This is a genomic window from Glaciimonas sp. GNP009, assembly GCF_054343755.1.
Window position 1 is genome coordinate 4,022,462 of record NZ_JBTGUV010000004.1, and the last position, 14,631, is coordinate 4,037,092.

Annotated in this window: 9 protein-coding genes and 1 pseudogene; 4 read left to right on the top strand and 6 right to left on the bottom strand. The window is 50.0% G+C overall.

Annotated elements, in window-relative coordinates; translation table 11 throughout:
- Window positions 1-30 precede the first annotated feature (30 nt).
- The 4 genes from ACXX82_RS18645 to ACXX82_RS18660 form a co-directional block, all read right to left on the bottom strand.
- Window positions 31-3,192 (bottom strand): efflux RND transporter permease subunit, encoded by a 3,162-nt coding sequence (locus tag ACXX82_RS18645; RefSeq protein ID WP_322237266.1) that lies wholly within the window; start codon window positions 3,190-3,192, stop codon window positions 31-33.
- Window positions 3,189-4,355: an efflux RND transporter periplasmic adaptor subunit gene (locus ACXX82_RS18650; RefSeq protein ID WP_322237268.1), complete on the bottom strand. Its 1,167-nt coding sequence runs from the start codon at window positions 4,353-4,355 to the stop codon at window positions 3,189-3,191. Before ACXX82_RS18650 ends, ACXX82_RS18645 begins: the two co-directional genes overlap by 4 nt.
- A gap of 16 nt (window positions 4,356-4,371) precedes the next feature.
- The gene (locus tag ACXX82_RS18655; protein ID WP_458563460.1) at window positions 4,372-5,961 is read right to left on the bottom strand and encodes an efflux transporter outer membrane subunit; all 1,590 of its coding nucleotides are present in this window, start codon (window positions 5,959-5,961) and stop codon (window positions 4,372-4,374) included.
- Between the two features lie 218 nt (window positions 5,962-6,179).
- Window positions 6,180-7,652 carry an MFS transporter gene (locus tag ACXX82_RS18660; RefSeq protein ID WP_323507283.1) on the bottom strand — a complete coding sequence of 491 codons (1,473 nt, stop codon included), beginning with the start codon at window positions 7,650-7,652 and terminating at the stop codon, window positions 6,180-6,182.
- Window positions 7,653-7,991: 339 nt separating this feature from the next.
- Here ACXX82_RS18660 and pyrG point away from each other — a divergent pair, with 339 nt between their 5' ends.
- From pyrG to ftsB, 3 genes and pseudogenes are all read left to right on the top strand, one after another.
- The gene (pyrG, locus tag ACXX82_RS18665; RefSeq protein WP_458563461.1) at window positions 7,992-9,650 is read left to right on the top strand and encodes a CTP synthase; all 1,659 of its coding nucleotides are present in this window, start codon (window positions 7,992-7,994) and stop codon (window positions 9,648-9,650) included.
- A gap of 346 nt (window positions 9,651-9,996) precedes the next feature.
- A complete protein-coding gene (gene eno, locus ACXX82_RS18670; protein WP_322237276.1) occupies window positions 9,997-11,280 on the top strand; it encodes a phosphopyruvate hydratase in 1,284 nt (427 codons plus the stop codon).
- Window positions 11,281-11,367: 87 nt separating this feature from the next.
- A pseudogene (gene ftsB, locus ACXX82_RS18675) lies at window positions 11,368-11,640 on the top strand (cell division protein FtsB); the annotation flags it as partial.
- Window positions 11,641-12,040: 400 nt separating this feature from the next.
- Here the strand turns inward: ftsB and hslO are convergent.
- Both hslO and ACXX82_RS18685 read right to left on the bottom strand, forming a co-directional pair.
- Complete coding sequence (hslO, locus tag ACXX82_RS18680) at window positions 12,041-12,970, bottom strand: Hsp33 family molecular chaperone HslO (RefSeq protein ID WP_458563462.1); 930 nt, start codon at window positions 12,968-12,970, stop codon at window positions 12,041-12,043.
- Window positions 12,971-13,009: 39 nt separating this feature from the next.
- Window positions 13,010-13,534: a gamma carbonic anhydrase family protein gene (locus ACXX82_RS18685; protein WP_322237284.1), complete on the bottom strand. Its 525-nt coding sequence runs from the start codon at window positions 13,532-13,534 to the stop codon at window positions 13,010-13,012.
- Window positions 13,535-13,732: 198 nt separating this feature from the next.
- On the opposite strand from ACXX82_RS18685, the gene ACXX82_RS18690 reads away from it, so the two are divergent.
- Entirely contained in the window at window positions 13,733-14,602 is an 870-nt protein-coding gene (locus ACXX82_RS18690) for a ferritin-like domain-containing protein (RefSeq protein ID WP_322237287.1), read from the top strand.
- Window positions 14,603-14,631 lie beyond the last annotated feature (29 nt).

A 14,631-nucleotide genomic window follows, 5' to 3' on the forward strand; every position in this document is an offset into this window, starting at 1 on the left:
CTAGACCGATTAAAAAGCAACTCCCTATTGTTACTCAAGTACCGGCGAAGCGTTCTTTGCTGCTGCCTTACGTTCTTTGCGCTCTTTCTTACGACGTTCGTACCAGAAGTGAGTGCGATCCAGATACAGGTAAATGACCGGCGTGGTAAATAGCGTTAAGATTTGCGACAAAATCAAACCGCCCACCATTGCATAACCCAATGGACGACGCAATTCCGACCCTGCGCCGTGGCCTAGCATCAATGGCAATCCACTCAATAGTGCGCACATCGTCGTCATCATGATGGGACGGAAGCGTAGCAAGCAGGCCTGGAAAATAGCATCTTCCGGCGACATTCCTTTTTCGCGTTCGGCCGTGAGCGCAAAGTCCACCATCATGATGCCATTTTTTTTCACAATCCCGATCAATAATATGATCCCGATTAATGCAATCACACTGAGATCATAACCGCCTAACATCAAAATCAACAGAGCGCCGACTCCCGCCGAGGGCAGTGTAGACAGAATCGTCAGCGGATGGATGTAACTTTCATACAGCAAGCCGAGCACAATATACACGGCAACCAACGCTGCGGCGATCAAGTACGGTTGTGACGAAAGGGAATCGCCGAATGCTTTTGCCGCGCCCTGAAAGGCACCGCTTAATGTGTGCGGAACGCCCATTTCTTCTTGCGCTTTTTGAATTGCAGTAACGGCGTCGCCAAGCGCTACGCCCGGAGCCAGATTGAACGAAATCGTCACAGCCGGAAACTGACTTTGATGGCTAATCGATAGATAGCCGGTCTTGGTTGTGTCCACCTTAATAAAAGTTGATAACGGAATCTGTTGTCCGGTCAACGGCGAGGTCATGTACAACTTGTCAAATAATGCAGGATCGGTCTGCAATTTTGGCGTTACTTCGAGTATCACGTGATAACTGTTTACCTGCGTAAAATATTGCGCGACCTGACGCTGTCCAATGGCGTCATAAATAGTGGAATCAATCAACGCAGGGGAAATGCCAAAACTTGATGCACGTGCGCGATCAATGGTCAGGGTCGCCGTTGCTGCCGCATTTTGCTGATCGGAGGCGACATCGGTCAATGCCGGTAATTGACGGAAGCGCGCTAATAATTTTGGTGCCCACACATCAAGTTCTGATAAGGAGGAGTCGGTAATCGTATATTGATATTGGGTGCGGGATAAACGTCCTCCGACGTTAATATCCTGGCCGGCCTGCAAGAACAGATTGACGCCCTGAACTTTAGCAAGCTGCGGACGCAATCGTGTAATCACCTCGTCAGCAGTCGAAGTACGGCCTTCGTCTTTTGGCTTCAGGCTAATAAAGAAATTGCCAGTATTGAACGTTGTCTGCCCTCCGCTCATACCGAAACCGGTCACATCCGGATCCTCGCGAATAACGTCGGCAAGCTTCAACATTCTGCCATTCATCGATGCAAACGATGCATCCTGTGCGGACTCCGCAAAGCCGAAAATAAAGCCGGTATCTTGTTGCGGGAAAAACCCTTTAGGAATAATCACGAACAACACCACTGTAGCGACTAAAGTACAAATAAATACGCACAGAGTAATGAACTGATGGCGCATGACAACATGCAGACCGCGTTTATAGCCATCCAGCATCGCATCGAATCCGCGCTCAAATAATAGCGCCAGGCGACCGTGTTTTTCGTCATGATGATTGCGCAAAAAGCGTGAACAAAGCATTGGTGTTAACGTCAGTGAAATAATCACCGATATCACGATGGTCAAGGTCACAGTGATTGCAAATTCGCGGAACAAACGTCCAACAATGCCGCCCATCAGGAGCAGTGGAATAAACACTGCTATTAATGAAACCGAAATAGAAATAATCGTAAAACCGATTTCACCCGCGCCTTTATACGCTGCTTCCATCGGTGACATGCCTTCTTCCACGTAACGATAAATATTCTCCAACATCACAATCGCATCATCGACTACAAATCCCACCGCAATGGTGAGCGCCATTAGCGACAGATTGTCGAGACTAAAGCCGATCAGATACATAACCGCTGCTGTGCCCATTAATGCCAATGGCACGGTGACACTGGGAATTAATGTTGCTGGGATATTGCGCAGGAACATAAAGATAACCATCACCACCAACGCAATTGTCAGCATCAGCGTGAGTTCTACATCCAGCACGGATGCGCGGATTGTTTGCGTGCGATCTATCAGCGTGTTGACGCGCACCGAGGGTGGGATTGCTGCCTGCAAGCGTGGCAACGCGGCCTTGATCCGGTCGACTGTTTCGATCACGTTGGCGCCCGGTTGTTTGGTAATCGCCAGCACGATCGAGCGTCCATTGATCACTGTGCTGTCGGCTGGTGCGGCTTTACCTGCATAGGCCCAACCGGCAACTTTCATGTTTTCAGGCGCATCAATTGCAATACCGATGTCACTGACACGTATCGGCGCCCCGTTTTTGTACGCCAGCACCATGTCATTCCACGGTTTGGCTTTAAGTAATTGGTCGTTGGTATAGACGGTAAAGCTTTGCTTGTCGCCATCAATCGTACCTTTTGGCTGATTGACGGTCGTACTGGCTATAACGCCACGAATATCTTCAAGGTTCATGCCCAGCGCTGACATTTTGGTCGGGTCAACTTGAATCCGAATCGCAGGCTTTTGTGCGCCACCGATATTCACTAATCCAACGCCGGTAATCTGCGAAATTTGTTGCGCCAAAATATTATCGGCGTAATCGTTGACTTCAATTAGTGGCAGAGTCGACGATTGCACAGCCATGACCAGAATCGGTGAATCGGCCGGATTAATTTTGCGGAAGGTAGGCGGGTTCGGTAAGTTAGCCGGTAGTTGACCGCTGGATGCATTAATAGCAGCCTGCACGTCAAGTGCGGCCGCATCAATATTCCGGTTTAAATCAAACTGCAGCGTAATTTGAGATGATCCAAGCGCACTGGCTGAGGTCATTTGCGATAAACCGGCAATCAATGAAAACTGACGCTCCAATGGTTGGGCAACGTTGGATGCCATGGTTTCAGGGCTAGCGCCCGGCAGATTCGCAGATACCTGAATCGTTGGAAAATCAACCTGCGGCAACGGGGCGACCGGCAACAACGGCCAGACCGCAACGCCTACCAGCATAATAGCAATCGCTAAGAGCGTCGTCCCAATAGGACGCTTTATAAAGGCTGCCGAGATGCTCAATTAGTCGCTCCTTTTGCTGGTGCGACCGGCGTATTGGTTTCAATAATCTTGACGCCAGGTTTGAGCTTATATTGGCCGTCAATGACCACCTTTTCGCCATTTGTCAGGCCGGTATCGATAACCGCTACACCTTCCTGTATTTGTGCGACATGCACCGACTGTGCTTTGACGCTAGTGTCGGGATTCACGACATAGACGTAAGTACCATCCTGACCGCGTTGAACTGCCGCGGCCGGTAACGTTAACGCCTGCGGGATGTCAGTCAGGTAGAGACGGACGTTGACATATTGTCCCGGCCATAACACATGAGTCGGATTCTCAAACGTTGCCTTAAGCTGCACTGTCCCTGAAGTGGTATCAATCTGGTTGTTAAGCAAAGTCAGGCGACCTGTGGCTAGTGCCTGATTACTCTGCCGATCATAGGCAGCGACTTTCAGCGGCAATTGATTTCCGTGAAGGGCCTTATTAATTGCTTGAAAGTTTTCTTCGGGCAATGTAAATAAAGTGGTGATTGGATCGATTTGGTTGATGACGACCAGACCATTGGTGTCCGTGGCGTGCACAACATTGCCTGCATCGACTAATCGCGCCCCGACGCGACCACTGATTGGCGCGCTGATAGTGGTGTAGCTCAGTTGCACCTTGGCATAACTGATCTGCGCATCGTCGGTTTGTATTGAAGCTTCGAGCTGCGTCACTAACGCTTTTTGCGTGTCGAGTGTTTGTTGGGTGGCAGCATCTTGCTGACGTAGCACGGTGTAACGTTGCAAATCCAGTTTGGCATTGCTGCTTAACGACTGGTCTTTCGCTTTTTGTGCTTGCGCTTGTTCCAGTTGTGCTTGCAATGCACGTGAATCGATTTGTGCTAACAATTGTCCTGCCCTCACATCCTGGCCTTCAATGAAAGCAACTTTCTGCAGTTGACCATCAATCCTGGTTCTGACGACGACCGTTGCATTGGCAGTGACGGTGCCAACACCGCTCAGATAAATTGGCATGTCTCGCTGTGTGACCAGCGCGGTTGTTGCTTCGACCGGTGGGATCTGATTAGCGACAGGAGCAACAACTTTGTGCTTTACCTTCCAGATACCGACAGCAATCAAAATCAAAAGAACAGCGCCAATGATATGTGTTGAGCGGCGGCGGAAAAATGGTGTGGACATGTGGTTACTCACGAAATTAATTGGTTTTATTAGTTTGGATAACGGGTTTGTTCTGAGTGTTTTGTGCGGTAGGGCCAATAGCAGGGCTATTTAGCGCATCCTTGCTCATGGCGTCTTTGCTTAAAGCGCGCACATCCCAACCGCCGCCGATGGCCTTGATCAGACCGACACTGGCTACCAATTGGCGTCCGCGTATTTGCACGGCGGTGCGAGCGTTAGTCAACGCTATTGTTTGTGCGGTGGCAACACTTAAGTAGGTCGTAGTACCAGCCTGGTATTGGCTCAGCGCTAACCGTTCAGACAGTTGCGAGGCAGCGACGGCCTGATCTTGCACGGTGCCTTCCTGATCCAGTACATGCAGCGTCGTCAGATTATCTTCGACGTCCTGAAAGCCGCCCAAGACCGTTTGTTTGTATTGTGCAACTGCACTGTCATAAGATGCGATGGCCTGATCACTATGCGCGCGCCGTAATCCGCCATCGAAAAGTGTTTGCGCCAGCGCACTACCAAGCGACCATACGCGGCCTGGCGTATCAAACCAGGTCGCCAGGCTGCCAGCAGTAAAAGCGCCGCTGGCATTCAGCATCAGGACAGGGAAATAGGCTGCCTTGGCAACGCCTATATTGGCATTGGCAAGCGCAGCGCGGCGTTCGGCGGCGGCAATATCCGGCCGTCGCTCCAGAAGATCAGAGGGCAGGCCGGGCGGGACGATGGGCAAATGCGCGACTAAAGGTGACAGTGAGGCGGACGGTATGGCGGGAAGCGAAAAGGCTGCCGGTGATTTACCGGTCAAAATGGCTATTGCGTGTTCCAATTGGCCACGCTGTGCGTTTAGATCGATAGCCTGCGCTCGGGCTGTTTTTAATTGTGCTTCGGCCTGCGCAACGTCAGAGCGTAAGGCGACACCTGCGTTGTACTGACTTTGAGTCAATTTAAGCGAGCGCGTATAAGCCGCATCGGTGCGGGCATATAAATCTTTAAGTTGATCGGTTATCCGCAGTTGCAGATAATCTTGTGCCAATGTGGCCTGAATACTCAACCGTGCTGCAGCAAGATCGGCTGCACTTGCTTGCGTACCAGCTTCGCCTGATTCCACCGCACGTCGCACGCCACCCCAGATGTCCGGCTCCCAACTGGCGTTGATAGAGGCATTGTAGCTATTGCCCTGTGAGGCCACGCCACTGCTGATGGTTCGCGCACGACCCGCTCCAATGCCGACGCCTGCGGTTGGCCAAAAACCTGAGCGAGCGACACCAGCGGTGGCACGTGCCAGACGATATTGGGCTTCCGCCTGACGGATATTTTGATTGGCACGATTGGCTTCAATGATGAGCGCATTGAGCGTGCTATCGCCATACATTTCCCACCATTGCTGGTTGGCATCGATTTGTTGCGGGGTTGCCGTTTTCCAGGCGGTATCTTCTTTAAAAGCGCTTGGAGTATCGATTTGCGGCCGTATGTAATTCGGCCCGACTGCGCAGCCACCCAATAGTGTAATCGTCAGTAATGTGACTGCGGTGACTGCGGCCGCCCTAACAGATACTTTTACGGCAGAAGGGCGGGTCAGATGGGCGTGTTGACAGGGATAAAATGTGGTCGAGGTCATGGCCTGCATTGAGCGGTTGGGCTATCGGACGGAATGCCCGTCCGTCAATGCAAGTAGCTGCCGGACTGGCATGTTTACCACCGTACTTTAAGCGCCGCCAAGGGACGACAGGCTGTCATGAATATGACAAATTTGTCAGTTTCAGATAAAAAATTCTATAGGGCAATAAATACTACTTAGTCAGCGGCTACGCGTAGTTGCAAGCACACAATACGCGGTTACATTTTGGTGTTATTTTCTCTTCCGTGTCGAATACGCAAAGCGCTAATAATTGTCGCGAGCAACGTGGCTGAAGCGGCAATCCAAAGCGACAAATGGACCGCACTGGCATCGATCAACGCAGAGTTAATCGGAGAAGTAATATTCACTGAGGAATCAGGTGATGCACTTAGCGTGCTAGCCAGATGACTGCTTGCCGCCGTTAAAGCGATGGCGACCATCGCTGCACCCAGCGATTGACCGAACGTGCGGGCGATTGCCAACACGCCGGAAGCTGTACCGCTGCGCGAACGCGGTGCATTGGTCATCATTTCGCGGTTGTTCGGGCTTTGAAAAAATCCAAATCCTAGGCCACAAATAAAGGCGCGCCACAAAATATCCATCACCGATGGATGCGGGCCAAGACAGGCCAGTAACACCAGGCCGATTGTGTATACAGCCAGACCGCAAGTGGACAGTAATGCCGCCGGGTAGCGATCAGCGAGCCGTCCGGCGATGGGCGCAGTAATCACGATTGCCACGGGCCACGGTGTAAATAGGGCTGCCGACATTAGTGGACTGAAACCATATGCGCCCTGAAATAAAAATGGTAGCGCAATAAACGCAATGCCTTGACCGACGAATGAGCACAGTGACGTGGCCACGGCCATCGAAAACCGAATCGAAGAAAAAATATCGAGTGGTAATAAAGGCGCGGGTGCACGTTTTTGTCGGAAAATAAAAAGCACTACGGCGATAAGGGCAACAATGGCAAGTACCAGTTCGTTGAACAAGCTATCGTGTCGGGACAATCCGTCCACTGCAAGAACGATGGCGGCTAACGCTAGCGCCGAGAGAACCGCACCGGCCACGTCAAATTTACCGCCGCGACCACGGTCAGATGGCAGCACGCGTCGCGCTAATGTCAGCGTAAGGATGCCGATCGGAACATTGACCGCAAATAGCCAGGGCCAACTCAATACCGATAGCATCGCGCCGCCAATAGCCGGACCCGCGGCTAAGGAGGACGCGACCACCATGGCATTGATACCAAGTGCCGATCCAAGTAGACGTGTAGGAAAAATATTACGATAAAGCGCTGGACCGATACTCATGGCCGCAGCCGCACCTATTCCCTGGATAAAGCGCAATATATTGAGCGTCGTTAACGACTCAGATAAAGCGCAACCGAGCGAACTAAGCGTAAACAGGAAAATGCCGCCCATATACAAACGGCGAAAACCAATCACGTCGCCGAGCGAAGCAAAGGCCACCATCGTCATCGCACCAGCTAGAATATAGGCGTTCGCAATCCAGACAGCCGCCGACGGGACGACGTGTAAATCACGCGCAATGATCGGAAGTGCAACGTTGACAATAGAGCCGTCCAGGACCGTCATTCCGGTACCCAAAATCATGACAATAATGGCGACGCGTCTCTGCGCGCCAGAAATTCCATCATCACCTTCTACATCGCTAAAAAGTCTGCTCATATTGCTGGACGCTGAAGAGTGTGTTGCCGAGCCGTCGACAGATGATGATGCGAAATAAGAAAAAACACGGAGAAGTCCAGGTTGGCAGGCGATTGAGAGGTGTGCGGTAGTGCGGAATTATTACATGATGCACAATTTTTTGCCGACGCCGGTCTTGTAATGTCATTTTGTCCACGACATTTTTAATTTTTTTTTGACGAACAGAAGATTGCGTATATCGGAACGGGAACAAAGCTACGATGACCACTACACGATAATTGCGTGCTTTTTTCAGTAAGAATTGCCTCCGATTGAGGTATAATTCGAATTTCCCGCATGTGCCGTTCGGCACCATCCGCAATGACCAAGTTTGTATTTGTTACTGGCGGCGTCGTGTCTTCCCTAGGTAAAGGGATTGCCGCCGCTTCCCTCGCCGCGATCCTCGAATCGCGTGGCCTAAAAGTCACCCTCATTAAGCTCGATCCGTACATCAACGTCGATCCAGGCACCATGAGTCCGCTCCAACACGGTGAAGTTTTCGTCACCGACGATGGCGCTGAGACTGATCTCGATCTCGGCCACTATGAGCGTTTTATTACAACGCGCATGAAGAAAGTAAATAACTTTACTACCGGACAGGTCTATGAGGCCGTTATCCGCAAGGAACGTCGTGGTGAATACCTCGGTAAAACCGTGCAAGTGATTCCGCATATCACCAATGAAATTCAGGACTATATTCATCGCGGAGCAGAAGGCTTTGACGTGGCGCTAGTCGAAATCGGCGGTACTGTCGGAGATATCGAGTCGCTACCGTTTCTTGAAGCAGCACGCCAATTAAGTTTGCGGGCTGGTCGCAAGGCTGCCGCATTCGTGCATTTGACATTGGTGCCTTATTTGCCATCTGCCGGTGAACTGAAAACCAAGCCAACCCAGCATAGCGTACAAAAATTGCGTGAAATCGGTATATTGCCCGACGCCCTCTTGTGTCGTGCAGACCGTCCTATTCCGGATGAAGAGCGGGCCAAGATTTCGCTCTTCTCAAACGTTGAAATGGCAGCGGTGATTTCAGTGTGGGATGTCGACACAATCTATAAAATTCCTCAAATGCTCCATGATCAGGGACTGGATGCGATCATTTGCGAAAAGCTCGGCTTGACACCAAGTCCTGCTGACCTGACGATGTGGACCAACCTTGTCAGTGCGCTGGAAAATCCAAAACACGAGCTGACAATCGGCATAGTCGGAAAATACGTAGATTTAACGGAGTCGTATAAATCTTTGACGGAGGCCTTGCGTCACGCCGGGATCCATACAGAATCGCGTGTCAACATTGAATATCTGGACTCAGAAGAAATCGAAGCCAATGGCGCGAATTCACTGATGAAATACGATGCTATTTTAGTACCAGGCGGATTTGGTAAGCGCGGTGTAGAAGGTAAGATCATGGCGGCGCGGTTCGCTCGGGAAAACAAAATACCTTACTTGGGTATTTGCCTGGGTATGCAAGTGGCCTTGCTCGAATATGCACGTAATGTAGCCGGCTTGACATTGGCAAACTCAACCGAATTTGACGAACAGACCGAGCAGCCTGTCGTTGCACTCATCAATGAGTGGCAAAATCACGACGGCAAAGTTGAAACGCGTGATGCGAATTCAGATTTGGGCGGAACGATGCGTCTGGGTGCTCAGACTTGTCAAATCAAACCAAACACGCTAGCTTCTGAAATCTACGGTTCAACCGTGACAGAGCGTCATCGTCACCGCTACGAGGCCAACAATCATTATCTGGACCGTATCGAAGCGGCCGGTTTAGTGGTTTCGGCACGTACGCCTACCGAAGATTTATGCGAAGTGATGGAATTGCCGCGAACTGGAGAACATGCGCATCCTTGGTACGTCGGCGTGCAATATCATCCAGAATTCAAGTCGACGCCGCGTGATGGGCATCCATTATTTATTTCGTTCATTTCTGCAGCGTTAGCACATCAGCAAGCCGTTGTGAGTAATGCAAAGACTTAAAGCATGACTATGATCCATTTAGCTTAAAATTTAGATATGCGTCATCATCTTGGAATGATGGCGTATCACTTTTGTTAAGCTACATTAGCCGAGCTACATTATTATTGCGTTACATGAATCGCCTTAAGGCGAGAGTCGGTGGTCAGTCTGGCAATATTGGAATAGCCAAAAAGCGACTTCTCCTCATACTTTTTTTTGGGATGCTTTTTAGGCAACAACCGAGATACTAAGCTGAGGATTAATCTAAAGCATGAGGTTAAGTACGAATTCAGGCACTAAGTGAGACATGAAGTGAGACATTTAGTCACGTATTAATTAAGACGCATCATTACGGAGATAGAAATACATGAGTGCAATTGTTGACATCATCGGCCGCGAAATCATTGATTCACGCGGCAATCCAACTGTCGAATGCGACGTCCTGCTAGAATCCGGCGTGATGGGGCGTGCATCGGTCCCATCCGGTGCTTCGACTGGTTCCCGGGAAGCAATCGAATTGCGTGACGGCGATAAAAATCGCTACGGCGGTAAAGGCGTATTGACTGCCTGTGAACATATTAATACAGAAATTTCTGAAGCGATCATGGGCTTGGACGCTAACGAACAAGCATTCCTCGACCGGACGCTGATTGATCTTGACGGCACCGAAAACAAAGGTCGTTTGGGTGCCAACGCCATGCTGGCAGTTTCAATGGCAGTCGCTAAAGCGGCGGCTGAAGAGGCCGGCTTGCCACTGTATCGTTATTTTGGCGGTAGCGGTGCGATGCAAATGCCTGTTCCGATGATGAACGTGATCAACGGCGGCGCGCACGCAGACAACAACCTCGATATTCAAGAGTTCATGATCATCCCGGTTGGCGCTCCTAGCTTCCGTGAAGCGATTCGTTACGGCGCTGAAATATTTCACGCGTTGAAAAAAATCCTGCAAGAAAAAGGATTGACAACATCAGTTGGTGATGAAGGCGGTTTTGCCCCTTCAGTTGCTAGTCATGAAGAAGCGCTGAAGTTGATCATTCAGGCGATTGAAGCGGCTGGCTACGAGCCAGGTACACAAGTCGCACTGGGCCTGGATTGCGCAGCCAGTGAGTTTTACAAAGATGGTAAATACGTGCTGGCCGGTGAAGATATGACACTAACGAGCGCGCAATTCACCGGTCTGCTGGCATCGTGGTGCGACAAATATCCGATCATCAGTATCGAAGACGGCATGGCCGAAGACGACTGGGATGGCTGGAAACTTCTTACCGAGACTTTGGGTAAGAAAATACAGTTGGTTGGTGATGATCTGTTTGTGACCAATACCAAAATTCTGCGCGAAGGCATACAAAAAAATATCGCGAACTCGATCTTGATTAAGATCAACCAGATTGGTACGCTGACAGAGACGTTTGCTGCGATTGAAATGGCGAAACGCGCTGGCTATACTGCGGTGATCTCGCATCGTTCAGGTGAGACCGAAGATTCTACTATTGCGGATATCGCAGTTGGTACAAACGCATTGCAGATCAAAACCGGCTCAATGTCGCGTTCCGATCGGATGGCGAAGTACAACCAACTGCTGCGTATTGAAGAAGATTTGGGTGATATCGCCAGTTATCCGGGTCGTGCTGCTTTTTATAACTTGAAGTAAAAGTATTGCGAATTGCCTTATGTAAATCCGGCCAGCGAGTTAATTTAATCGCTGGCCGGATTTGCATAAATTGAATATGGATTGTTAATGCGTCTTATCGCTATTTGCCTTACTGTGTTGTTGGCGTTGATCCAATACCCTTTGTGGTTAGGAAAAGGCGGCTGGCTGCGAGTCGCTGATATGGGGCAGCAAGTCACCACTGCGCATGAAAAAATCGTCGAGCTGAAAGCAAGGAATGCCAAGCTGGATTCGGAAGTACATGATTTGAAAGAAGGGACCGGTGCTGTCGAAGAGCGCGCTCGTACTGAGTTGGGCATGATCAAACAGGATGAAATTTTCGTCCAGATATTAGATCCGAACAATACTGAACTGGTATCGACGCTGAAGGAAGCGCAACTATTGTCAGACAAGGTGGGCGCTGCGATACCGGGCAAGACAGAAGATAAAGCGCCAAAGAAGACCACGGGTTTGAAGTCTGCTAAGCCTGTTCATCCGACCGCTAAGCGAGTGTTGAAACAAGCACAAGTCAACACTGCTCAACGGGTGGCGCAGCAAGTACGGGACTAATCTGTCTACGCTTTAGCTAGCGTTAAGTGCAACAACTGAAATTCCCCAAGATCATTTCATCCAATTTATATCTTGCAAGATTGCCAGCGCCGGTAACCCTTTAAGGTATCGGGCTGGATCGTGATCTTTACAATAGGAAAGGGCACTCCCTTTGCCTGTTGCTAATGCTTATTACCTACGAATTAATACGTGCTTAATGCTTAATATTTCCGGTACCTAACAAGGTCTCTACAGGTGCACTGATAGCGAAAAGGTGCGCGCAGTCGACTTTGTCAAATGCATAATTTTGACCGCAAAAATCGCAGTCGACCGATACGTTGCCCAACTCAGCAATCGCTTCATCAACTTCTTTTTGTCCCAGCATCTGCAGCATGTTGCCTACCTTTTCTCGTGAGCAGTTGCACACAAAACTAGGGTGTTGTGGTTCAAAAACGCGGACTGTTTCTTCCCAGAATAAACGTCGCAATAATGTCTGAATATCGGTCGATAGCATTTCAGCGGGACGTAATGTCGCACCCAGCATAGACACGCGATTCCAGCTTTCCAGCGGGTCTTCTTCAGTAATGCCAATCCCGCCATGGTTGGGCAACTTTTGTAATAGCAAACCACGCGAGACGTTGGCATCAGCAGCCAGCCACAACTTTGTATCAAGTTGCTCTGAACGCAGCATGTAATTTTCGATCACCTCCGCAACGTTATCGCCATCGAGAGGCACGATTCCCTGATAGGGTTGTTGTCCTGGCATTTTGTCTTGCGGATCAAGTGTGATGGCAAAACGACCATGACCGTTGACATTCACCAGTTGGGCCAATGTAGCACCATCCTCTACTACCGTATCGGGGACTAGTTTTGCTGTGGCGCGCATCTGCAACTTGGCATCGCATTCGATCACCAACAGGCGGATCGGGCCATCCCCGTGAATTTGCATCACGATCACGCCATTGAATTTCAAATTGGCGCTCAACAAGGCGGCCGCTGCCATCATTTCGCCCAGCAAATTAGTCACTGCTGGCGGATAGTTTCGACGCGCCAATACCTGCTGCCAAGTGTTAGAAAGTTCAACCAACTCGCCTCGAACCGAGGCGTTTTCGATCATAAATTTTTGTAGATTATCGTTACTCATATCCATTACGTTCTTTGTACCTTTTTCGGTCATTACTCTCTAGCCGATTTTTTTAAGTTGGGTTTTATATTCCTGACCGCGTTCGGCGTAAGTTTGCGCGCCTTTTACCAACTTGGCGATTTCTTCTTCCGTTAACATGCGGGCCACCTTGGCTGGCGTTCCCATAATCAATGCATTATCGGGAAAGACTTTGCCTTCGGTTACCAGAGCACCAGCGCCAACCAGACTATTTTTACCGATCTTGGCACCATTGAGTATCACAGCCTGTATCCCAACCAACGAGCCATCGCCTATGGTGCATCCGTGCAACATAACTTGATGACCGATAGTGACATTTTCGCCAATAGTAAGGGGATAGCCGTGATCAGTATGCAAAACTGAGTTTTCTTGTACATTGCTGCCGAGACCGACCGTAATCAGTTCGTTGTCTCCACGAATGGTAACGCCGAACCAGACGCTGGCTCTGGCCTCAATCTTAACCTTGCCAATAAGCGTCGCGCTCTCTGTGATGTAGGCGGATGGGTCAACGTCGGGGCAATGTTCGCCAAGTTGGTAGATACTCATAATTCTCCGTAGAATGTGGGTGTTTGTTTTGATCGGTGACAGGATCGTTTTGTAGATTATTTAATTGATTATATTTATCTACTTTATTCCTGCACCAGGTTTTGACGAAATTTATTTACATTTTACGCCGCGGTTTGTTGTAACTTAAATCGCAATTATTCCTAAAAATCCTATTTTACCGCTGCTAGCATGAAGAGTATGTCTGAACCTATTTTTGTTGTTCCAGAAGCAGAGTTACCACCAGTATTATCGCCTGAACTGTTGCCCGAGTTGCGTGCATCGGCCTTGCGCTGCTTGCTATTGCGCGATCCTGCGGCAAAGGTATTGGAGGTAGCGGCATTAAACGCTGATTTCAAAAATAACACCCTTACATTGGATGCGCATGCTTCGCTGGTGGGTGAGGCTGAAGCAGGCGCGATTCCGGGTCGCCCGTCTCGGCCCGAACTCGTATTGCCTAAAACATTGAAGCATCGGTCCATGCGCACCGAGGAAGGCCGCGCCGCACTGATCCACGCGCTGGCACACATTGAGTTCAATGCTATCAATTTGGCGTTAGATGCTGTGTGCCGTTTTCCTGCTATGCCGGACCAGTATTACACTGACTGGCTGAGTGTCGCGGTGGAGGAGGCGCAACACTTTGGCATGTTGGCGCGACATCTGCAGACCTTAGGGTTTGCCTATGGTGATTTCCCCGGGCATAACAGCATGTGGGAAATGGCTGAAAAAACAAAAGATGACATTTTGGCACGCATGGCGTTGGTGCCGCGTACCCTTGAGGCGCGTGGATTGGATGCCACACCCGCTGTGCGGGCAAAAATTGCGCAGGCCGGAGACTTAGCCGCGGCCGAGATTCTCGACATTATTTTACGGGAAGAGGTGGGTCATGTCGCGATTGGTAACCATTGGTATAACTGGCTGTGTAAAGAGCGCCAGCTTGAGCCGATTGCAGCCTTTGCCAATCTGGTAGTCCAATATCAAGCACCGGTTTTGCGTGGACCTTTTAATTTGGACGCACGCCGCGCGGCAGGATTTTCGGAAGAAGAACTGGCGGTATTGCAAAGCGGCTAACCAAGGGATTCGAGATTTGACGTAGCTGG

What these genes read in the sequence shown, in the direction of transcription:
- eno (WP_322237276.1), top strand. Translation starts at nt 9,997, where the DNA reads ATGAGTGCAATTGTTGACATCATCGGCCGCGAAATCATTGATTCACGC.
- hslO (WP_458563462.1), bottom strand. Translation starts at nt 12,970, where the DNA reads ATGAGTAACGATAATCTACAAAAATTTATGATCGAAAACGCCTCGGTT.
- ACXX82_RS18650 (WP_322237268.1), bottom strand. Translation starts at nt 4,355, where the DNA reads ATGTCCACACCATTTTTCCGCCGCCGCTCAACACATATCATTGGCGCT.
- pyrG (WP_458563461.1), top strand. Translation starts at nt 7,992, where the DNA reads ATGACCAAGTTTGTATTTGTTACTGGCGGCGTCGTGTCTTCCCTAGGT.
- ACXX82_RS18655 (WP_458563460.1), bottom strand. Translation starts at nt 5,961, where the DNA reads ATGACCTCGACCACATTTTATCCCTGTCAACACGCCCATCTGACCCGC.
- ACXX82_RS18660 (WP_323507283.1), bottom strand. Translation starts at nt 7,652, where the DNA reads ATGAGCAGACTTTTTAGCGATGTAGAAGGTGATGATGGAATTTCTGGC.
- ACXX82_RS18685 (WP_322237284.1), bottom strand. Translation starts at nt 13,534, where the DNA reads ATGAGTATCTACCAACTTGGCGAACATTGCCCCGACGTTGACCCATCC.
- ACXX82_RS18690 (WP_322237287.1), top strand. Translation starts at nt 13,733, where the DNA reads ATGTCTGAACCTATTTTTGTTGTTCCAGAAGCAGAGTTACCACCAGTA.